A 23274-nucleotide genomic window follows, 5' to 3' on the forward strand; every position below is an offset into this window, starting at 1 on the left:
GAAAAACCGTTTCTCTAATAAATTTATCGTTGTGTCTGCTCAGCTTAATTACCGCCAGCACACACATATTTTGTTAGCAAACTTCCAGGCTTACTGATTACTGTTCAGCTAACCAATCATGAGCAGCTTTCAGTGCAGCAGGTAATCCAGCGGGCTTCTTACCACCAGCTTGGGCCAATGTTGGCCGACCACCACCGCCACCACCAACTTGTGGTGCAATGGCTTTGATCAAATCACCGGCTTTGATGCCTGCTTTGACCTTGTCATCACTCACAGCAACTAACAAGTTGACCTTTTCACCGATTACAGTACCCAAAACCAACACGTCTGAATATTGCTTCGTCTTCCAAGTATCAGCTAACTGCCGTAGTTGATCCATGCCAGAAACTTCAACTTGTTGTGCAATCAAGGTGGTGCCATTGACCGTATCGACCTGGTCAAAGACAGCGCCAGCTTGTTGCTTAGCTAAACGACTTTCGAGACTGGCACGTTTTTGTTGTTCGGCCTTCAAGTCGGCTTGCAACTGGCTGATCTTAGTTGGCGTATCAGCTAACTTAGGCGCCTTGACTTGTGCAGCCACTTGCTTCAAGGTCTGTTCTTCACCAGCCAACAGTTCAAAGGCTTCCTTCGACGTAACGGCTTCAATCCGACGAGTCCCAGCACCAATCCCGGTTTCGGAAACGATCTTGAACAAGCCAAGTTCGCTACTGTTCTTAACGTGGGTCCCACCATCGAATTCAATTGAGTAATCCCCGATTGAAACGACACGGACAATTTTACCGTATTTTTCAGTAAAGACCGCGATAGCGCCCATCTTATGACCCGTTTCTTGGTCGGTTTGGATGGCAGTTACCGGCAAGGCCGCCCAGATTTTATCGTTAACGATTTGTTCAACCTTGGCGAGTTCTTCATCCGTAACTTGGCCAAAATGGGTAAAGTCGAAACGCAGGTAATCAGGTTCAACCAGTGAACCCGCTTGCTTCGTATGTTCACCTAAGACATCGCGCAGCGCTTGATCCAGTAAGTGGGTCGCCGTATGATTTTTCTCGACCTTGTTATGGAAGGCAAGATCAACGTTCAAGGTGTAGGTGGTATCCTTGTGCATTGGCTTCAGGACTTCCACCGTGTGCAAATGTTGCTTGTTAGGCGCATTTTGAACATCCGTCACTTTGGCCACGGTTGTACCGTCAGCATCTAAAATAACCCCGCGGTCAGCAACTTGGCCACCCATTTCGGCGTAAAATGGCGTTTTACTGAAAATCATTTCAGCTTTACCACCGTCAACATGATCGACTAAGGTCTCGTCCACGATAATATCGTTCAACGTCCCCTGCACATCCGTCAATTCATCGTAACCAACATATTCACTCGGCGTCTTGATGTCAATCAACAAACTGCGTTGCACGCCCATTGATTTGGCCCCACTCCGCGCATTACGGGCACGATCACGTTGGGCCTTCATTTCGACTTCGAAGTCGGCTTCATCAACGGCTAAGTCTTCATCGCCAGCGTATTCCTTCGTCAATTCAAATGGGAAACCGTACGTATCATACAGTTTGAAGGCATCCTTACCTGCTAAGGTCGTTTGACCAGCCTGCTTGGTTTCGGCAATCAAATTATTCAGAAGGTTCAACCCATCATTCAAAGTTTCGTTAAACCGCTTTTCTTCACCGGCCACAACTTTTTCGATATAGTCGCTGTTTTTCAACACGTCGGGATAGTGTGAAACCATGATTTTACCGACAATTGGCACTAATTGATCCAGGAAGGCTTCTTTTAAGCCCAGCTTTTGGCCGTGTAAAATGGCCCGCCGAATCAACCGTCGAATGACATAGCCCCGGCCTTCATTAGAAGGTAAGGCGCCATCACTGATGGCGAACGTAATTGCACGCGCATGGTCAGCAATCACCTTGAACGATACGTCGTCCTGGGCATTGTCACCATAATGCTTGCCATCACTTAATTCTTCCGTCTTGTGAATGATTGGCAGGAATAAGTCCGTTTCAAAGTTCGTTTTGGCATTTTGGAAGACCGAAACGACCCGTTCGAGGCCCATCCCCGTATCAATGTTTTTACGTGGTAATGGTTCATAGGTATCTTCTGGCGTGTGGTTAAATTGTGAGAAAACGATGTTCCAAACTTCCAAGTAGCGTTCGTTTTCGCCACCCGGATAGTTTTCAGGATCATCATCAGCTAGATTATTGAAACTTTCACCACGGTCGTAGAAGATTTCTGAATCGGGGCCGGATGGGCCTTGACCAATATCCCAGAAGTTATCTTCAACCTTAATGATATGGTCAGGTTTAACGCCAGTCTCTTCCCAGAACTTAGCCGCATCGGTATCCTTTGGGTAAACCGTCATGTAAAGCTTCTCAGGATCCCAGCCAAACCATTTTGGTGAGGTCAAAAGTTCCCAAGCCCAGCTGATGGCTTCCTTTTTGAAGTAATCACCAACCGAGAAATTACCGAGCATTTCAAATAAAGTGTGATGCCGTGCGGTCCGCCCAACATTTTCGATATCGTTGGTCCGAATACTCTTTTGCGAACTCGTCATCCGCGGATTATCAGGAACAACTGAACCATCGAAATATTTCTTCATCGTTGCGACCCCAGAGTTGATCCACAATAATGTTGGGTCATCGACTGGAACCAGTGAAGCACTCGGCACGATGGTATGGCCTTTTTCATGGAAAAAGTCGAGATACATTTGCCGAATCTCACTACTACTTAATTTTTTCATCTAATTCTGGCACCCTTTCTTACGCTCCAAATTAAGGCAAAAAAACACCGTTGCTAGCAAAGACGCTGTTAACGCGGTACCACTTTGCTTGCAACGATGTGTTCGTTTACCTCTTAAGCTCATTAACGCTGAGACGCGGACTAGTTTGCTAGTCATTCATTCTTAGGTAGCATCTAACGTCCACCGCACTTTTTCCAGCAGCCAAAGTGTCTCTAGACCGACATGGGCGTTAAATATGTCCTTACTTTGCAAAGTATAGAAAACTTAGCCGACGTTGTCAATACACGCCCACCAATTTCTCTCGACATCGCTGAAAAATCAGCTTAAGATTTACGATCTTTACGGGCCTTTCGAGCAGCGGCGCGTTGTTCGATTCGCCGATCCATCCGTGCTTTATCACTGATCTTCTTGCGAATACGGCGCTTATAGCCTGGTTTGACCTTTTTCTTCGACTTTTTGACGTAACCAATCAACGTTGGATCGAGCTTTTCCTGCTTCGGCCCCCGTTTGGCCCGCCGATTACGGTCATACGAATCAACGATTTCACCATCGCGGATTGCTTTTGGCTTAAACTTAATGCCCATCGCTTCAACCGCACTGACTTTGTCTTCTTCACCAGGGCTATAGAGCGTAATCGCCGTCCCGGCCATGCCATTGCGACCGGTCCGGCCGACCCGGTGAATGAAGAATTCCAAGTCATTCGGAATATCATCATTGATGACGTGCGAAACGCCTTCAATATCGATCCCACGAGCTGCCAAATCGGTCGCCACAACGAACTGATACTTCAATTGTTGGACGTCGCGCATCACGCGCTTACGTTCCCGGGGTTGAATATCACCATGAATCATGGCAACGGTCAGTCCCTGTTGCCGCAGATAATGCGTCAACTCTTGAACCCGTTCCTTGGTATTCGCAAAAATGAGGACCAAGTACGGTTCACCAATCGTCAGTAAGCGGTAAATGATACTATTCTTGTCATGACTCTTCGTTGAAATCAGCCAATTGTCAATCGTTGGACTAATCACGGATTCAACCGGAATTTCTTCCATAACAGGGTTGTTCATGTACTTTTTCAAGAACGGCGTTAGCTTTTGCGGCATCGTGGCTGAAAAGACTAACATTTGTAAATCGGCAGGCATCCGTCCAGCAATTTGATCAACCACGTTTAAGAATCCTAAATCGAGAGTCATATCAGCTTCATCGACAACTAACTGGGTGGCCCGGTGCACGTCCAGCGATTGGGAACGCATCAAATCCAAAATCCGACCCGGTGTCCCAATAATCAGTTGGGGTTGGTGCCGGTGTAACTTTTCGATTTGGTCTTGCTTATCTGTCCCACCGACGTACAGTCCGATGTGAATGGCTTTAGGACTGTGCTGAATCAACTGCTTGGCTGCAGCCTGAATCTGGTAAGCTAATTCCCGACTAGGTGTCGTAATAACGGCTTGAACGTAGCGCTCATCCGCATTTAACTGATTGATCATCGGCAACAGGAAGGTATGGGTTTTCCCACTCCCGGTTGCTGATTGCCCAATCACACTGCGTCCAGCGGCAATCACTGGAATCAGCTTTTCTTGCACCGCAGTTGGTTTGCGGAAGTTGATTTCAGTCAACGCCTGCATCAAGAACGGCTGCAATTTAAAATCTTCAAAACTTGCGGTCATAGTTAAACCTCTTTCTCATAATCAGTTGCGACTTGGTCAAGTTCCCGAACCACTGTCTCAATCTCTTGTTGGTCCGCCGCCTTGGCGCCACTGGCGAGCGCGTGACCCCCACCGTCATGCAGTTTGGCAACGCCATTGATCGACGGCCCCTTTGAACGAAGGCGAATACGGAAGTTGCCTTCTTTTTGTTGGACGAAAATAGCCCAGCATTTAACAGTATCGATTCGGCCTGGCAGCGGAACGACCCCAGCCGTACTAGCATCGCCGATTTCGAATGAATTTAGAATATCATTGGTTAAAATCACGTAAGCGGCACCGGAATCGAGCTGAGTCAGATGCTCGTAGACATAGGCAGAGAGCCGAGCAACGGGTAAGGTAATCGTATCTTCAATGCGGTTAACCGCTTCGGCATCAGCGCCAGCCTCCATCAATGCAGCAGCCGCCCGCATGGTGCTAGGCTTCGTGGCTGAATATAAGAACCGGCCGGTATCACCAACGATGCCCGCATAGAGTAGCCGGGCAGCGTTGGCTGACAGTGTTAATTCCGTCGTAAATTCAGCGTACCAGTTGTAAATCATCTCGCTGGTACTCGAGGCGTCCACGTCGACCCACTGGGGATCGCCAAAAGCGTCATCGTTGGGATGATGGTCAATTTTGACACAGGTTGCCCCGTGATTCCAGAATTCACCATCAACCCGGGGCTGATTAGCCGTATCTAGAACTAAAACCAAGGCATCCTGATAGTCAGCCTCAGTCACTTCGTCCATCTGACCTAGCCAGTCAAAGCCATGGTATTGCTTGCCGGGCGTCAAGACCCGTTTGTCAGGGAAACTAGTGGTAATAATGTCAGCTAATCCAAGCTGGCTCCCAATGGCATCGGGATCTGGGCGTTGATGCCGATGGATAATAATTGTTTTTGCTTGTTTAATTAAGTCTAAAATTGCTGTTTGGACGGTCATATATGAACCTTCTTACTCTCATAATTTACTGGTGGCGAATCAAACTGTCACAGTACTCCAGTATACCGAAGAATGGGCGGCGCGCCAAATAAATTAATTATCATTTGGATATAACGGTAAAGTCAGGTTCTCAAATGCCAGTGGGGCTAATCCGGTCAACGTGATGCCTAATAGCCGGATGCCAGAGGAAAAATGCTCATCAACAACGTCCTCAAAAATTTCTTCGGCGTACTGGTCGAACAGTACCGGGTCGTTCGGAATAAATTCAGAAAATGTCCGCCGCTTGGTAATCGTGACAAAATCACCATACCGTAGCTTTAAAACCAGTGTCTTTCCATGCCGTTGATGAGACTGCATGCTAGCCGCAACTAATTTGGCAATTGCCTTAAGATGTGTCGTGACCTCCGCCGTGGACTGTAGGAATGGGCCAAACGTGCGCTCCTTGCCAATCGACTTTCGTTCCCGCAAATATTCCACTGGCCGGTCATCGCTCCCCCGAACGCGCCGATACAAGATGTACCCCAACTTACCAAACTGCTGTATCAAATCTAGCTCCGAGCGTTCATACAAGTCTTGACCAGTCATGATTCCTAGATCATGCATCTTGGGCACCGTCTTTTTACCGACCCCGCGAAATTTTTCGATCGGTTCCCGTAATAAAAATGATTCCGCGTCCTGAGGCAACACGATGGTAACACCAGCTGGTTTCCGGTAATCTGACGCTAATTTTGCGATGAACTTGTTATATGAAATTCCCGTCGAACAAGTCAAATGAGTCTGATGCCAAATTTCTTGTTGTAATTGATGGGCGAGCGCCACCGCACTATGCATCTGTTTTTTATTGACCGTCACATCTAAATAAGCCTCATCAAAAGCGATTGGCTCGATCATATCGGTATACTCATGGAAGATTCGATGAATCTGAGCAGAAACCTCTTGATATAACGGAAAATTAGGCGTCTTAAAAACGGCTTTGGGGCACAATTCCAACGCCTTAGCTGCTGGCATCGCCGAGTGGACGCCAAATTGACGGGCAACGTAATTTGCCGTTGTGACCACCCCACGACCACCAGTCTGACGCGGATCATGTGCAATCACCAGTGGTTGTGTCTTATACGCCGGATTTTCCCGTTCTTCAATTGACGCGTAAAACGCATCCATATCCACGTGAATAATTTTCCGACTCGTATCAACCCGAATCGGTGCTTCAATTATCGACTGTGCCACTGGTATCGCCCTCCATCCTTTATCGTTTATTTGGTTATGTATGTGCTAAAATTCAAAGTTAACTGCAGCCAGCTTAAGCTCACTTGGCAGCACCGCATTTTTATGTGAGCTTGCTTAAGTGTTCACAGTGGGTACACCTCTTTGGCCTTAACCACCATCGCTGACCAACAAAACTAGTACTCACCTTTGAAACCTGACAAACTTTCACCTAAGCTAGTCCCTTTATTATACACGAACGTACGTTCAAGCGGGTGCTAAAAGTCTCAGAAAAGCAAAAAAATAAGGGCAGCCATTACTGACCACCCTTACCTCATCATACTTATTTAGCTTCAGAATCGCTTGCTTCGTCCGTTGCACTGGCAGCAGATTCAGCTTCAGAAGTTGCTTCAGATTCCGCAGCAGCGCCGGATGCGGGTGCAACCGTCTTAGCTTGTGCATCTTCAGCTGGTGAAATTTTAGCAATTGCATTCAAATCGAATACCAAGTAAATCCCGTCACAGTCTAACGTAACCGTCTTTTCAGTTTCGTTAACTTCATCAACGACCCCGTGTAAACGACCAATCGTTGTGACCTTGTCACCACGTTTGATTTTGTTGAGCATCTGTTGATGTTGTTGTTGCTGTTTCTTTTGTGGACGGATCATGAAGAAGTACAGAAATGCAAACATGACCACGATGAACAAAATTGATGCCATTGATCCCATTTAATATCGCTCCTAATCTTAGTAAAAGTTTGACTATCTTTAACTTTAACAAATTACAGGTTGAAATACCAGTATCGCTAGAAGTTTTTCGGATTTTTCTCGTTAAATCCGTACATTTCAAAGAAGTTCTGCCGGAATTCTAGTAAATTATCGTCCATGATGGCTTGGCGAACCTGTTGCATCAGATGCAATAAGAAATACAGGTTGTGATAACTCGTCAACCGAAGTCCAAAGGTCTCGTCAGCTTTAATCAAGTGTCGGATATATGCTCGGGTGAAGTTACGACAAGTATAGCAATCGCAGTTATCATCCAGTGGCGTAAAGTCGTGAGCGTACGCCGCATTTTTGACAACTAAGCGGCCATGTGACGTCATGCAGGTCCCATTACGCGCAATCCGCGTTGGCAAGACACAGTCGAACATGTCAACCCCACGAATGGCCCCGTCAATCAAGGCATCCGCTGAACCAACGCCCATCAAGTAGCGTGGCTTGTTTTCAGGTAGCAGTGGCGTCGTAAAGTCAAGCACGTGGTTCATTTCGGCTTTGGATTCCCCAACGGATAGACCACCGATAGAATAACCTGGGAAATCCAGGCTGACTAAGTCCTTAGCACTTTGTTCCCGTAGATCCTTGAACCCAGCACCTTGAACGATACCGAATAAGCCTTGGTAGTCCGGATGTTGATGAACCTTCAAGCCTCGTTCAGCCCAACGACTCGTCCGGGCGACGGATTTGCTGACATAGTCATAACTTTCGAAAAATGGCGGACACTCGTCCAAGCTCATCATAATGTCGGGGCCAAGATCGTTTTCGATTTGAATCGCTTTTTCAGGTGACAAGAACATCTTGGAGCCATTCAAATGATTCTTGAAATGCACCCCTTCTTCTGTAATATCACGGTTCTTGGCCAGTGAGAAGACTTGGAAGCCCCCTGAATCGGTCAAAATCCCCTTCTTCCAGTTCATAAACTGGTGTAATCCGCCCGCTTCCTTGACGATTTGTTCGCCAGGACGTAGCCAGAGATGGTACGTGTTGGATAGGATCACGCCCGCCCCCATTGCATCCAGTTCTTCGGGTGCGAGGGACTTGACACTTGCCTGAGTCCCGACTGGCATGAACATTGGGGTTGGGAAAGTCCCATGGGGTGTAATCAATTCACCTAAACGGGCCCCAGTGTGTTTTTCTTTCTTAATCAATCGGTATTTAATTGCCGGTTCCATAGTTGTTCCTCCGTATCAAAATGTTGCTAAACTCAAATAATGATAGCACGAAATCCAGCCGTGAACCAGTCACAACGATCAACAGCAGCCAACCATCTCATGATGAGCGCCCCATGCAGAGATAAAATAACAGCACTATACTGGCCGTTTCGAAAATTCACAACTCAACTTCGAAACAGCCGTCACAGTGCTGTCACTATCATTTAATCAGCTGGAACGTGCCGCGTGGTGCACCATTTTGCGGTATCGCTCACAGACACAACCGCTATCTTAGCAAGTTACACTCACTCACTAGTGAATGAACATCGCATCGCCGAAGCTAAAGAACCGGTACTTCTCGTCAATGGCATGTTGGTAGGCTTTCAAAATCATATCGCGACCTGTGAACGCCGCCACCAGCATCACTAAGGTTGACTTTGGTAAGTGGAAGTTGGTGATGAAGGCATCCACGACTTTCCATTGATAGCCGGGTTTGATGAAAATATCCGTCCAACCAGAATCTGGCTTAATTTCACCATCAAACTTGCTCCCGATCGTCTCCAAAGTCCGAATCGACGTCGTCCCAGTGGCGATGATCCGACCACCATTTTGGCGAACTTCATTCAACGTCTTCGCAGCGTCTTCGTCCAATCGGTAGAATTCGCTGTGCATTTTGTGATCATCGATATTATCCTCTTCAACTGGTCGGAATGTGCCCAGCCCAACGTGTAGCGTCAAATAAACGAGCTTGACACCCTTATCTTGGACTTTTTGTAACAATTCTTTTGTCCAATGAAGCCCAGCGGTTGGCGCTGCGGCAGAACCGTTTTCCTTGGCATAAACCGTTTGGTAACGGTCAGGGTCATCGAGTTTTTCCTTGATATATGGTGGTAAAGGCGTCTCGCCCAAGCTTTCGAGGATTTCCATGAAGATCCCATCATAGTGGAATTCAATCATCCGAATGCCGTCTTCTTTTTCAGCCGTGACGGTCGCCGTTAACTTACCATCGCCAAATGAAATCACGGTACCGACTTTGGCCCGTTTGGCAGGCTTCATTAGGGTTTCCCATTCATCACCCTCAGTGTTGTGAAGTAAGAGTACTTCAGCATGACCACCGGTTTCAGGCTTAACGCCGTACAAACGAGCTGGCATGACCCGCGAATTGTTCATAACAACCGCGTCGCCAGGATTAAGTTGGTCGATAATATCGTAGAAATGCTTATCTTGCATTTCACCCGTTTTCCGATCCAACTCTAATAACCGTGAACTGTCTCGTTTTTTGATCGGTGTCTGAGCGATTAGTTCGTGTGGTAAATCATAATCAAAATCTTCAAGTGTTAAACTCATGTTGTGACCTCTTATCCTAATTTATTTTGCGGATATGGGAACCCTAAGTGTTGATAACCCTTGATCGTGACGACCCGACCGCGTTGCGTGCGTTTTAAAAACCCAATCTGTAATAAATAGGGTTCGACAACTTCAGCAATGGTATCCGTTTCTTCACCAATATTGGCCGCAATCGTCGCCAGTCCAACTGGGCCGCCATCGTAATACTCTAGCATCGTCCGTAACAGTTTGTTATCCGTCTCATCTAAACCAGCATCATCGACACGTAAATAAGTCAACGAGCGATCCACGATGGCTTCATCAATAGCGTCCTGATCGGCAACCTCCGCAAAGTCTCGAATCCGTTTGAACAACCGGTTGGCGATTCGTGGCGTTCCACGTGAGCGCCGCGCAATTTCGTGCGCACCAGAAGGCTTGATACTCGTTTGAAAAATGTCAGCTGTTCGCTTCACAATGTCCGTCAGATCAGCAACTTCGTAGTAAGCCATATGTTCAACGATTCCAAACCGATCCCGTAACGGCGCGGACAACATTCCAGCACGAGTCGTTGCACCAATCAACGTGAATGGCGGTAACGGAAAGTGGACCGGATGTGCGGTGGGCCCTTGACCGACAACGATGTCGACAAAAAAGTCTTCCATCGCAGAGTACAGCATTTCTTCCACGATTTTAGGCAATCGATGAATCTCATCAATAAATAAGATATCACCAGGTTGTAATTCGTTCAAGAGTGCGACTAAATCACCTGGTTTTTCAATAGCTGGGCCACTGGTCGTCCGAATATTGACCTGCATTTCATTAGCAATCACCATCGCTAACGTCGTCTTTCCAAGACCGGGCGGGCCATATAGTAGGACGTGGTCTAATGATTCTTCACGCTTACGAGCAGCCTCAATATATACGCTCAACTCATGTTTGACGCGGTCCTGACCAATATACTGGGCTAACGTTTGCGGACGTAGCGATTTTTCTAACGACGCTTCTTCGTCATTGGCCTTATCACCAGATAATAACTTGTCATCGTCCATTCGTTACCCCTCCTATCTACTTCTTCATCAACAATCGTAACCCTTCACTCAACAAGGCATTCGTATCGGATGCGTGAGTTTGGCTGAAGGTTTCTAACTTCTTCGTCACTTTTTTGACGTCCGCTTTGGAGTAGCCGAGTGCTTCCAGTGCAGCCAAGGCATCCGCCAGCGCGCCGTCAACTGCCGGCGCTTCAACATCTAACGCAGTTTGACCAGTCACATCAACGTTCAAGTCATTTAATTTACCTTTTAAATCTAAAACAATTTGTTGGGCGGTCTTCTTGCCGACCCCAGGGAAACTCGTTAAATAAGTCGCGTTCTCTTGGTTGATGGCTTGAATCAGGCCAGCATGGTCATTATTGGCTAAAATCGCCAAGGCCGACTTTGGGCCAATTCCGGAAACACCGAGCAGCTTCTCGAATAAGGCTTTTTCATCCGCGTCGAAGAAGCCAAACAGGCTCATGCCATTATCACTCACGGCTTGATGGATATACATTTTAACGTCAGTTCGCCCCACTTGGTAACGGTAAGGATTAGCCGTCAACACCTTGTAACCGATGCCGCTAACTTCAATTACCACATACCCGGGGGTCACATCGGTCACTTGACCGAGAAAATATTCATACACAGGGAAAACTCCTTTAAATAAAACGTATGTTTGCTTGCTAAATTGTACCACATTACACGTTCTAACGTGTAGTATTAGTTGGGTTGATGTGGCTCAACCCACTGGCAGTTCCTCATTTCTGTATTTTACTAGCAATCTAATCGTTAGTGTCCTGACGCTTTGTGCTAATAATTATTTGTCATGAATTATGATTAAAGCATGCCAGTTTTTAAGTTCAGGGGCTACCAGCAGAGGCCCGCTGGAAACAGTGCGAATTAGCGTAAACTTTCAGTTGTAGCTGCGTCCTATTCCGGCTTCCAGACATTTCTGACAACGCTGGAACGCGATGGACACAGATTTAAGCCGACAACCCACGTCTTAAATGCTGGTCTTCCACTAACCAAGCAAAAAACGCTTGCTAAGTGGAATTTCATCGCTGAGCATTGTCAGAAACGCCTTCCAGCCGGGGATGGTATTCGAAAGGCAGACATGTGCGGACTCAACTTTTTGTTGGATTAGTTGTTGGTTCCTTAGTACACGTTCATTTTGATATTCAACTGTCAGACTGGTTCTAATAATTGCTATACTTTTTACCCATACTTTAAGTCATCTGACCAGTAGCTTGATTGAACTTGTAAGAATCTTCTCTAGTCGTTTTAGATAGCAAAGTCTCGAATTATAAACGAAAGCAATGGTTTTCAGACAATCTTTTCATTACTCTGACGACGTAAAGCATCATCAATATCGACTAAAAGCTTGCTCGAAGGACCTGTCTCCTAATATGCTGTAATCAATTGTACCCAGATAGGTGGCCGTTCATCCGCCATTCGAGCGGGTTCCCGACTGGAGGGGCCGGCTGACAATGCTCAGTAGCCAAATTATTCTTAGTCGGAAGTGGGCTTCTTCCGGCTTAGAATAAGACTCGTATTTGAAATTGCGCAGTGGTTTTCTGCGTGAGTTCAAATCGACGTCGGCTTACGTTCCAGCAATTGTCAGCCGGCCCCGGAAGTCGGAATAAGGCGCGCATCGGCTGACGAACAGTAGGCCAACCAACTGGCATGTTTTAATCATAATTCACGACAGCTCAACTCACACAATCTATTTTCGCACCCTTACACCATGCATAAATGCTTGCCGGCATTCGGTCATCGTGCTATGCTCAGAACCTTAGGAGGAATTATCGATATGCAAATCAAGCCATTTACGGCGCTATTGCCGACCGCATCCGGTCTAACTAAAATTCAAACCGCTGCCACTGACTGGAACGCTGATGATCAGCACGTTCAACCTGGTGAAAGCTATTACTGGTATGAATTGACGCACAATGGTATTCACCAGTGGCGGTTAATCGCAAGCTGGCCAGTTGACCAAACGGTGACAACAATGGTGCCCGGTACCATCAATACCGTGCTGTACCAGCAACAACCAGTTATCGAGATGCTCATTGATGACTGGGTCGGTCATTTCGCACCAGTTGTTGAAGTCACCGACCCCAAAAACGTGACCCACCGGTTGTGGCAGATTACCGAGTCCGAAGTGAACGCTGACATTACCGCTACAATAGCCCCGGTCACACCACAAAAGACCTGGTTGACCACAGTGAGCACGCCGCTCGTCATGTTGGTAGCGACCACGGAATGGCAGAAATTCCCAGAAGCACCCACAATCCCTGAGCAGCTAATTGCGATGGCAACCGTATAAGTTATCTTAGCTTCGATGAGCTTCATTTATTCAAATACAACTGGCCTAAGTATCTTTGACTGGGCCACCTGAACGGTCTACGCTGGAATCTTGCTGGATTCCAGCGCAGGCTGTTTTTATGAATTCTTGTCGCAATCCATCATCCAACCAATAAACACCAAAAAAATATAAAATGGGTGGTCACCCAACACACTGTTCAAAACATGTGTCAGTCATGCCACCCACTTGCTTAGATTACAAAATTAATTATTCACGCATTCGTGGTCGTCGCCGTACCCACAGCCAGACGCTGCCAATCAGCCACAACAGGCCTGCAACTAGACTCAACCAGGCTCCTAGCTTCAGCCCGGGTGTGCGATAAGTCAGTTCGATGCGATGACTGCCAGCTGACAACCGCGCGCCGACAAACCCTTCATTGACAACTTGGGTCTGCGCTAAGCGACCGTCAATACGTAACTGCCAACCAGTCGAATATGGAATCGACGTGGTTAGTACGGTCGCGTGCTTAGTCGTTCTCGTCCCCGTGATGCGATTGTTCGTCACATGCTGATGCTTCAACCCACTTTTCTGTAAGCGGCGCGTCTCTCGATGCGTCGTCTTACCAAGTGGTACCGCCACTAATTTGGCAGATTTAAAACGCAAACTCCGAATGCTCGTGAAGTTCAACGTGATTAGTTGACGGGCATGCTTGCTGTAGCCCAGGTTGATGACTGCCGAAGTCCGTGGTTCATAATCAGACATATTGGTCGTTCCCAGCTGACTAAAAGTCGTTTGGTTGTCGGTCGTTTGGGCGGTCAGTGAATAGCCACTGGCACTCAAATTCCCCTTGAGGCCATCACGCAAATCGTTGAGTCGATCCACCTTGGTATAGGGCCGCGACGTAAAGACGGTCGTGTTTTGACTCGTCTTCAACGCGTGTTTGATTGATGAACGCCGGTAGCTAATCCCATCAAGGACCAAGTACAATTCCATGTTGCGATACCGCTTAGGATGTTTGATGGTTAATTGGTATGGGAGCTGATGGCCCTGAACATCACTAACCATGTGCGTCAGACCCTTGGCGTTATCTTCTTGATTTTTCTGAACCAGCTTTTGATTGGCCGCAATCAGATTCAGTAACCGATTAGATGGCTTCGTTAACCCGGTCGCAGGTGTCAAACTTTCCCGCTGTTCCGGTGTCAGCGTAATCGTATCAGCTGGCAACTTGGTCAACGCGTTATTGGAAGACCCCGTTGCATGCTGATTCCGATAAATGACGACTTTATCCAACGTATCCAAGACATTGGTCGTATCCGCTTGAACGGTGTAATCGACTGTTTTGCCGCTCACAGTTGGCTTGACCGATTTCACGCCGGTTGCATGGGTCGTCGTAACGGCACCCTGAAGCATCGCCTGTTCACGGTCAACGGCACTGAGCTGGTCAAAGGCGTGCTGGCTGATTTGACGCCGTTGCGTATAAACTAATGGTAAGGCATTCTTGGACTTCAATAAAATCGTCCCCGTATGATTACTCATGCCATAAATAAATTTATCTGCAAAAATTTTCGGCTCGCCAGTCTTCATTTTAACGACTTCGTAACCAGCTGGTAGCGCCTGCTTCTTCAGCTGATCTTCACGGGCAAACAGATATTTGACGCCCAACAAATTGTACATCGTCGTGCGGCCATCCAGTGACCCTAATGGTGAATTCATGGCATATTCCGAATTGCCTAGCGCTTGGCTGAAGGCACCAACGTAGCCATTTTGTACTGAAAAATAGGAGCCAACCGTGTGCGTGTCCAAGACCATCGGCACGTCACTTTCAGCCGAACGCATCGTGTAATAATTAGGCGCAAGTGCCGTGCGATAAAACTGACCACTCGTTGACAGTCCCTTTTGTGCACCATCGAAGTAATTTTTGACCCACTTCATCGCGGCTCCCTGCCGCAATTGCTCGGTACTGTTAGAATTCGTGTTGATACTCAACCATCCGAGCCCATTGTTCGCGAGGTTTAACGTCACGACGCCGAGCAAGAGCACGTAAAATTGCCGTTTGGACAAATTCAACGCGCGATACGCCAGCAGCACCCCGATTAGCGCCAGTAGAATCAAGTAGGTCGCAATGTCATGTTTACGAATATTGAGATAAAAGCCATTGATCAGCCAGATCAGAATCAGTAAACCACCACTGACACCCGCCAACCATTTTAAATCCGTCGCAGTTAGGTCAGTCACCTGATCCATAAAGGCCATCGTCGCGTATGCAAACACCAGCGTCGCCATTAACAACCAGCGATTCGATGGCGTGGAAAAGACGTTGAAGACCGCGGCAAACTGTGGCAACAGAATGCCGACCATCATTGCCAAAATAACCCAGTTCAGTACCCAATAACGTTTGAAATGCCGCAATGTATAAATGACCGCAATAAAGCTGATGCTGCTCAGCCCTAATGTGACCCAGTACTGCACGCTACCACCGTTGGTCAGGAGCCGATTAGGCAAATTAACATAATAATTAATCGGATAACTCGTGAGGCCGTTGGCAAAGTTAAAACTGGCGCGAGTCGCATTCAGCATCGCTAATAAGGTCGGCACCAGTAGCACCCCGGCCATCGCAACGCCGAGCGTCACTGCGACCAGCAATCGCCAAAATAATTGCCAAAACGAGCGCATCACTAATTTAGCCCGTCGCCGTGACCAAAAACGAACTAACGCGTAAATCATACCGCCGAGTGCTAGTAAGTATGCAAAATAAAAATTGCTCAAAATGACCACGGCGGTAATCAAACTGAGTGGCAACCAGTGTCGTCCCCGCAGGACGCGTTCAATGGCCCAGCAGAGCAACGGAAACCAAATCATTGGTAATAAAAAGAACGGATGGTGCATGCCCACGTAGAACGTATACGCCGTAAACGTATACGTCAGTGCGCCGACAAGTTGGCTGACTTTTTTGAAATTAAACTGGCGACTAAAACCTAGAAACGCCAGGCCAACAAAATACAGTCGCAACAAAATCAAGGCTTGGTACGCCCATTCTAGGTGGGACGGCGATACCAACGCCACTAAATAATTGAACGGATCACCGACGACATAGTAAGCAAATGTCGTTAATTGGTCGGCCCCCAAGCCGAGATTCCACGACCAGCTAAATAATTGCTGGGGGTGGTGTTGTAAGATCCGTTGAAATTCCAACAAAATTGGGAAGTGTTGGGCAATCCCATCTACTTCCCAAATCAGCGTTCGGCCTGCTAAAAAAAGCCCGCTGTAGGTTATCGTGGCAATCACCACAAACATCGCAGTATACCAGACGGCTAGTGGTATTTTTCGTGCTATCTTCAAATCAGGTTCCCCTATCTTGTCATTACGTTGTAGTCGTAATCCCCATATTTTGCCGTTAAGAACAATGCTCTTATTTTACCATGAACCCATCTTGACTGTGGCGATGCCTTAAAATCTTAATAAAATTCATGGCTAGTTGACGCCTGCGACACGCAATCATTGAATCGCTCAATTAAAGGTTTCAAGTGAAGGTTTCAAGCGAAGCGCCCACTCACAATCACGCCCGGGCATCCGTTTTACCGCCAGTCCCAGTTGTCCAGCGTTTCAATCGTGGTGGTCGGTGGATAGCTTTCAAATAGGCGAACCAACAGCTGTAGCGCTTCAGTTGCATTATCAATCTGGTGACTGATAACGGCGATTTCGGTCGCATCATGCTGTTCCGTCGCCATTTCAAAGGCAGCGACTTGTTCATATAAATCTAAAACGATGCCTTTGGCTTTTGCGGCACTTGGATGCGCGTTTAATTGCCAAAGTGTCGGCCGCGCCGCGATAAAAGGCGCCGATGCTTCTGGCAAATCCGCTAAAAAACAATAGGCAGAATAGGTCTGCCGATAATATAATTTCGTCATATCCATCATATCAACTCCCATTTCATCATCGTTGCTCACTGACGGGTGGCTGAGCCAACGACTTTTTTACCATCATAGCGAATCATTCAGGCCCTTTCAACGACGCGTGACAACCCATCTCTCAATTGTGGCTATCTTCACTGCCTATACGTCAAAATCGGCTTAGATTCATCCATGCCAATCAGACCAATTGCGTGCGGGTCACTTCATACCCCATACCTAATCGTTATCACGCGTTAAGCACCGCGGTGGACCATTTAATCGTGCTCACTAGACCAAACTGGACTTGCCAAGAAAGCTCTAGTCTCAGAGTTCTGGCAAGTCCAGTTTAGTTGATCAAATACTTGACGTTGTTATCTTGAAATCCGCTCAAGTCAGGACGCGATTAGTCGCGCGCTTCATGGCTATCTTGAATCCGTTTGAACATCCGCTCCATGTCAGAATTCGTGAAGTGAACGGTGACCGGACGACCATGGGGGCAATTAAATGGATTCTCACAGGTCGGCAACTTTTCAAGCAAGGCCCGTGCCTGTTGGTCATCCAGATGATGATTGGCTTTGATCGCGCGTTTACACGACATCATAATGGCCGTTTTTTCTCGGAATTGGGCCACCGTCAACTTATCATCTTGTAGGATCCAATCAATCATTTCTCGAATCGTATCCTCTTCTTGACCGGCTTTAAACCAGGTCGGATGGGCATGGACGATAAAGCTGTTACCGCCAAACGATTCCAAATGCAGCCCTAATTCTGCCAACAACGGCAACTTTTCCTTGATTTTCAGGACATCACTGGTGGGATAATCGAGAATAATTGGCACCAACAGATTTTGCTGGTCAGCACTCACCTCACCAATGGCTTGACGATAATATTCATAATTGATACGTTCTTGGGCCGCATGTTGGTCCAAGATATACATGCCATCGTCCGCTTCAGCCAGCAAATAGGTCCCATGCATTTGCCCCAAGTAGCGTAATTGCGGAAAGCGTTCCGTTCCGGGGGCCTCACTCGTTGGTGCGGGTGCGGTCGAATCGGCCACTTCAGGCTCAGCGGTCTTACCAAAGGGCTGTGCAGCCGTTTCAGATTGGTACCGCTGGTCAAAGGCTTGGACAGACGGTGTTGCGAGCTCATCAGCCCGACTAATCATGATTGGTTCAGCGGAGGTGGAAGCTGATTGAGTCTCGACCGCTGAAGGCGCGGCTTCAGCCGGAACATCCGATGCGACTGGCACACTAATCGTTGCTGCTGAAGTCGAGGTAGCCGTCGTTGCGGCCGCAATTGAAGCCGCAAATTGTTCAGCTGAAGCCGAAGTGGCCGCATTAGCTTTCGTTTTAGGTGTCGCAACGTGATATTGTGAAGACGCAGCGTTTAAGTCCATCGCCAATTGATCTGTTTTGAGATGCTCACGGCGGTGGCTACCCAGGTTGGTCAAGGCGGAAGGAATCAAATTGACATCCACCAGTCGCGCCGTAATCGTTTCACTGATCAACTTCGACAACTCTGGTTCCTTGCTTAACCGCACTTCCTGCTTTGTCGGATGAACGTTGACATCGACTAGTAGCGGATCCATCGTTAATGCGATCACTGCGATCGGATAGCGACCTACCATCAACTTTGAGCCGTAACCCTTGATAACTGCTTTGGTCAACTGTTGATTTTTGATAGCCCGCCCATTAATGAGCACCGTGATATATTGGCGATTGGCACGCGTCAATTCCGGTAACGCGACAAAACCAGCTAGCTTGAAATCTGGCGTTTCACCAGCAATTGCCACCATCTTACGGGCATTCTGTACACCATAGATGCCGGCAATCACTTGTTGTAGGTCACCGCGCCCCGCCGTTTTTAGGAGCTCCTTGGCATTGTGCACGAGTCGAAACGCAACGCTCGGATAACTCAGTGCAATCCGGTTGACCACGTCTAAAATATTGGCCAGTTCCGTCTGGGGCGACTTTAAATATTTCAGGCGGGCCGGTGTGTTGAAAAACAAATCGGTCACGGTAATATCCGTCCCCTGTCGCAGCGGTGCTGGGGCCTGTTGCAACAATTTGCCACCGCGGTAGTGAATACTTGTCCCAGTCGTGCCGGTACTGGTATTCATCACCACATCCGCGACTGACGCGATACTTGGCAAGGCTTCACCTCGAAATCCTAGCGAATGCACGCGAAACAAATCTTCACGCGACGTGATTTTGCTGGTGGCGTGCCGTTTAAAGGCCGTCAACACTTCTGAATCATCAATGCCATCACCATCATCAATCACCCGAATCGACTGGACCCCCGACTCTTGGACTAAAATATCCACTTGGGTGGCGTGGGCATCGACGGCATTTTCAACTAATTCCTTTACGACCGAGGCAGGCCGCTCCACAACTTCACCCGCAGCGATTTGATCCGCTAACACGGAAGATAATTCATGAATTTTTCCCATTACCATCGGTCCTTTCTGCTTGATTTAATACTGGTGCTGTTCACGACAAAAGCGTTCGCCGCCGATTAGCCAGTAGCTTTAACCTGCCGACGAGCTCAGCCGCAAACGTGTTGCACGTTTACTTCCCTAATTTTTGTTGCCACTTGTACAATTGGTTCATGACATCCATTGGCGTCATCGCCATTAAGTTCAGATTCTTCAATTGTTGTAAGACTTTCTCACTCTTCGGATCAGTGACCGTTGGTTCAGCAAATAGTGACAGCTGTTCATCAGTAGGTTCGCCAGTTACTACCGCCTTGGCAGTAACATCATCACCCCGACTGTCTGCTACGACCACATCATCCGCGGGGGCTGCCGCTTGTTTCTCAGGCTCTCTGTCGGTCGTTGCAGGGGCACTAGCTGATTGCACTGTTGCCGCCGAATGATCCCCATCACTAGCCGCGAGTGATGCAGCCGTGGTTGAGACCGTGCTGGTTTGATTTTCCAAACTCGTTAAGATTTTATTTGCACGCTTCAACAAACTATCTGGCATTCCGGCCAGCTTGGCCACGTGGACCCCATATGACTTGTCAGCCGCGCCGGGTTCGACTTTATGCAGGAAGACTAATTCGCCGTTCTGTTCGGTCGCGCCAACGTGAACGTTACGCAGGCCACTTAACTCTTGGTCCAGCGCTGTCAGCTCATGATAATGCGTGGAAAAGAGCGTTTTGGCATGAATATGGTTATGCACGAATTCGATGATTGCCTGGGCCAATGCCATCCCATCGTATGTCGCGGTTCCACGACCAATTTCGTCAAACAAGACCAGACTATTGGCCGTTGCGTGTTGTAACGCGTTGTTAGCTTCCTGCATTTCGACCATAAAGGTACTCTGACCTGAAATCAAATCATCAGTTGCGCCAATCCGCGTAAAAATCTGATCAAAAATCGGGAGCTGCGCCGATTTTGCGGGGACAAAGCAACCGATTTGGGCCATGATGACCGTCAACGCTAACTGACGCATGTAAGTACTCTTCCCGGACATGTTCGGCCCGGTAATCAATAAAACCGTCTCATCGGGCGCCATGGTAACGTCGTTTGGCACATAGCTTTGATTGCCCATGACCTTTTCAACGACCGGATGGCGGCCATCGACGATTTTTAAATCATGGTCTTTAGTCAAAGTTGGCCGGACGAAGTGGTAATCTTCACTGACCACCGCAAAGCTTTGCAAGACATCAATCGCAGCCACCGCTTTAGCTAACGTTTGAAGCCGCTGAATTGCCTTTTTAACCGTTTCTCGTACCGTCGTGAATAATTGGTACTCCAAATCGGTAGAATGGCTCTCAGCCTCTAAAATCAGGCTCTCATGTTCTTTGAGCTCTGGAGTGCTAAACCGTTCTGCATTGGTTAAGGTTTGCTTACGTTCGTACCGATCAGCCGGTAACTGCGCCAGATTGGCCTTTGTCACTTCAATATAATAACCGAAAACGCGGTTAAAGCCGATTTTGAGGTTCTTGATACCGGTCGCCTCGCGCTCCTGAGCTTCGAGTGCCGCGATCCACTTCTTCCCATTGTTCATCGCATCGCGATACTGATCCAACTGTTGATTGTAACCGTCCTTAATAACGCCACCATCCGTAACGGACAACGGTGCATCCTCGACAATGGCTTCTTCAATCAAGTCAGCGACATCTTCGACGGGGTCCAGCTGATTGACTTCATCATTGAAAACTTGCGTGTCTAATTCAGATAAGATATAGCGAATCTTTGGAATCTGACGTAACGACGTTTTTAACTGAATCAAATCCCGGCCGTTGACACTACCGAATGCGACTCGTCCGGCCAGACGTTCTAAGTCATAGACTTTGACCAGTTCTTCTTGTAAATTACTGCGTTCAAAATAATGGTCTAAAAGTGCCGCAACTTTATTTTGACGCGTTTTAATATCGTCCTGCACAATCAATGGTCGATCGATCCACTGTTTGAGTAACCGACCACCCATCGCCGTCTTAGTCTCATCAAGCAACCACAGCAGGGTCCCCTGCTTCTTACCAGTCCGAATCGACTTCATTAGTTCCAAATTATATTTAGAATTATGATCTAACTTCAAGAAGTACGACGGTTCGTACGCAACTGCTTTTTGCAAATGCGCCAGACTCCGCTTTTGCGTCACGGTAATATACATCAACAACCGTTCTACAACCTGCTTTTCTAAATCAACCGTCAAATCTTGCGTCAAATAACTGAGTGTCGCTTGCGGGGTCACTTGATTTTGTTCTGAGATTAGAATACCGAGTTTCTGAATCTGGTCGCGTAATTCGGCTGGCACCGACTCATCGACCACGATTTCTTTGGTCTGCAAACTCGTTAATTCATTGACGAGTGCTTCGTTGGTCGTCAGGACACTAGTCTTCAATTCACCAGTCGATAAATCTGCATACGCGAAACCATATTGCTTGTCGACTTGAATCAAAGCGGTCAGGTAATTATTCGACTTCGCCTGTTCCGCCCCACGTTCTAACGTGGTCCCCGGTGTGACCAGCTGAATCACTTCTCGTTTGACCATTCCTTTTGCCAGCTTTGGGTCTTCCATCTGCTCACAAATGGCCACTTTATAGCCCTTATCGACTAAAATATCAATATAATTTTGCACTGCACGATGCGGGACCCCACACATTGGAATCGGATTTTCCGCTGAGTGGTTCCGCGTCGTCAGCGTCAATTCTAATAACTGGGCACCTTTAATGGCGTCATCAAAAAACATTTCATAAAAATCACCGAGTCGATAAAATAAGAACGCATCGGGATATTGATTTTTAACTGCTAAGTACTGACGCATCATCGGCGTATCTTTCGTTTTTTGTGGCACGCTTAATCCTACTTTCTATCTTTAAGGCTTAATCATCAAAATATGGGTGGTCCGGATTGATTAAAATCCGGGCAATCTTTTTTGCTCGCCCGCTCTGGCCATCAAGGTCAATGACACACCCTGATAACACTGCTGGACTATCTTCTTGGACATTGAAACGGGTCGGCATCTGTTCAAGGAAGCGCTGAATCACATTTTCACGCGTCATTCCCAAGATTCCATTATACGGGCCCGTAAAACCGACGTCACTTAAAAAGGCCGTTCCATTAGGCAGCACCCGCTCATCACTCGTTTGCACATGGGTATGGGTGCCCACGACTGCACTCACTTGGCCATCTAGGTACCAAGCCATCGCTTCCTTTTCACTCGTCGTTTCGGCGTGAAAATCAACAAAAATATTGGGCGTCTCCTCACGTAACTTGGCGACTAATGGTTGCACGGTCGTGAAGGGATCCGCTAAGTTTTGGCCCATAAAGACGTTGCCTTGTAAATTGATGACCGCTAACTTGACCGCATTGACCTTGACGATGGTATATCCCACGCCCGGCGTCGTTGCCGGTGGAAAGTTCAGTGGTCGGACTAACTTCTTGGCACCATTGATAAAATCAAAGATTTCATTGTTATCCCAAGTATGATTGCCCATCGTGATCACGTCAGCCCCAGCCGTCAGGATATCTTTATACACTGCTTCATTGATTCCCCGTCCACGAGTGGCATTTTCACCATTGACGATCGTGACTTGTGGCTTGTAGCGCCGTTTTAATTTGGGTAAGTACGTTGTAATTGCCGTTTGACCGACATTGCCCATGACATCCCCAACAAATAGAATTCGCATAGATTGCTCCCTTGTTTTAACGTTATACCAATCATTTTAGCATTATTTTGCCTTGAAAACGCGCTTGAATGTGACGGAAAATAAAAAAATGA

15 protein-coding genes are annotated in these 23274 nt (G+C 47.5%); 1 reads left to right on the plus strand and 14 read right to left on the minus strand.

Annotated features, from left to right (window positions below; genetic code table 11):
* Positions 1–97: 97 nt before the first annotated feature.
* From alaS to ruvA, 9 genes are all read right to left on the minus strand, one after another.
* Positions 98–2740, minus strand: coding sequence for an alanine--tRNA ligase (gene alaS / locus KGF70_RS06300; protein WP_216767889.1), 2643 nt, complete (start codon positions 2738–2740; stop codon positions 98–100).
* Between the two features lie 323 nt (positions 2741–3063).
* Positions 3064–4407 carry a DEAD/DEAH box helicase gene (locus KGF70_RS06305; protein WP_088771063.1) on the minus strand — a complete coding sequence of 448 codons (1344 nt, stop codon included), beginning with the start codon at positions 4405–4407 and terminating at the stop codon, positions 3064–3066.
* Between the two features lie 2 nt (positions 4408–4409).
* Positions 4410–5366, minus strand: coding sequence for a bifunctional oligoribonuclease/PAP phosphatase NrnA (locus tag KGF70_RS06310; protein ID WP_088771062.1), 957 nt, complete (start codon positions 5364–5366; stop codon positions 4410–4412).
* A gap of 93 nt (positions 5367–5459) precedes the next feature.
* Entirely contained in the window at positions 5460–6593 is a 1134-nt protein-coding gene (gene dinB / locus KGF70_RS06315; RefSeq protein WP_050339339.1) for a DNA polymerase IV, read from the minus strand.
* A gap of 319 nt (positions 6594–6912) precedes the next feature.
* A complete protein-coding gene (gene yajC, locus KGF70_RS06320; RefSeq protein ID WP_050339340.1) occupies positions 6913–7296 on the minus strand; it encodes a preprotein translocase subunit YajC in 384 nt (127 codons plus the stop codon).
* Positions 7297–7373: 77 nt separating this feature from the next.
* Positions 7374–8516, minus strand: coding sequence for a tRNA guanosine(34) transglycosylase Tgt (gene tgt / locus KGF70_RS06325; protein ID WP_003639158.1), 1143 nt, complete (start codon positions 8514–8516; stop codon positions 7374–7376).
* A 291-nt stretch (positions 8517–8807) separates the two neighbouring features.
* Positions 8808–9842, minus strand: a complete 1035-nt coding sequence (gene queA / locus KGF70_RS06330) for a tRNA preQ1(34) S-adenosylmethionine ribosyltransferase-isomerase QueA (protein ID WP_003639159.1) — start codon at positions 9840–9842, stop codon at positions 8808–8810.
* Between the two features lie 11 nt (positions 9843–9853).
* Positions 9854–10870: a Holliday junction branch migration DNA helicase RuvB gene (ruvB, locus tag KGF70_RS06335; RefSeq protein WP_088771060.1), complete on the minus strand. Its 1017-nt coding sequence runs from the start codon at positions 10868–10870 to the stop codon at positions 9854–9856.
* A gap of 16 nt (positions 10871–10886) precedes the next feature.
* Positions 10887–11498 carry a Holliday junction branch migration protein RuvA gene (gene ruvA, locus KGF70_RS06340; protein WP_216767888.1) on the minus strand — a complete coding sequence of 204 codons (612 nt, stop codon included), beginning with the start codon at positions 11496–11498 and terminating at the stop codon, positions 10887–10889.
* A 1164-nt stretch (positions 11499–12662) separates the two neighbouring features.
* Here ruvA and KGF70_RS06345 point away from each other — a divergent pair.
* Entirely contained in the window at positions 12663–13178 is a 516-nt protein-coding gene (locus tag KGF70_RS06345) for a DUF1015 domain-containing protein (RefSeq protein ID WP_216767887.1), read from the plus strand.
* Positions 13179–13424: 246 nt separating this feature from the next.
* Here KGF70_RS06345 and KGF70_RS06350 read toward each other — a convergent pair whose 3' ends face one another.
* The 5 genes from KGF70_RS06350 to KGF70_RS06370 form a co-directional block, all read right to left on the minus strand.
* Positions 13425–16496, minus strand: coding sequence for a YfhO family protein (locus KGF70_RS06350; protein ID WP_216767886.1), 3072 nt, complete (start codon positions 16494–16496; stop codon positions 13425–13427).
* Between the two features lie 236 nt (positions 16497–16732).
* Positions 16733–17071 (minus strand): hypothetical protein, encoded by a 339-nt coding sequence (locus KGF70_RS06355; protein WP_050339345.1) that lies wholly within the window; start codon positions 17069–17071, stop codon positions 16733–16735.
* 379 nt (positions 17072–17450) lie between these two features.
* Entirely contained in the window at positions 17451–19496 is a 2046-nt protein-coding gene (gene mutL / locus KGF70_RS06360; RefSeq protein ID WP_216767885.1) for a DNA mismatch repair endonuclease MutL, read from the minus strand.
* A gap of 118 nt (positions 19497–19614) precedes the next feature.
* On the minus strand, positions 19615–22347 hold the full coding sequence (gene mutS / locus KGF70_RS06365) for a DNA mismatch repair protein MutS (protein ID WP_216778567.1): 2733 nt from the start codon (positions 22345–22347) through the stop codon (positions 19615–19617).
* A gap of 28 nt (positions 22348–22375) precedes the next feature.
* On the minus strand, positions 22376–23182 hold the full coding sequence (locus KGF70_RS06370) for a TIGR00282 family metallophosphoesterase (RefSeq protein ID WP_050339348.1): 807 nt from the start codon (positions 23180–23182) through the stop codon (positions 22376–22378).
* Positions 23183–23274 lie beyond the last annotated feature (92 nt).

Origin of the sequence: Lactiplantibacillus sp. 7.2.4, assembly GCF_018991185.1 — a bacterium.
In the GTDB taxonomy this organism is placed as follows: Bacteria; Bacillota; Bacilli; order Lactobacillales; family Lactobacillaceae; genus Lactiplantibacillus; species Lactiplantibacillus pentosus.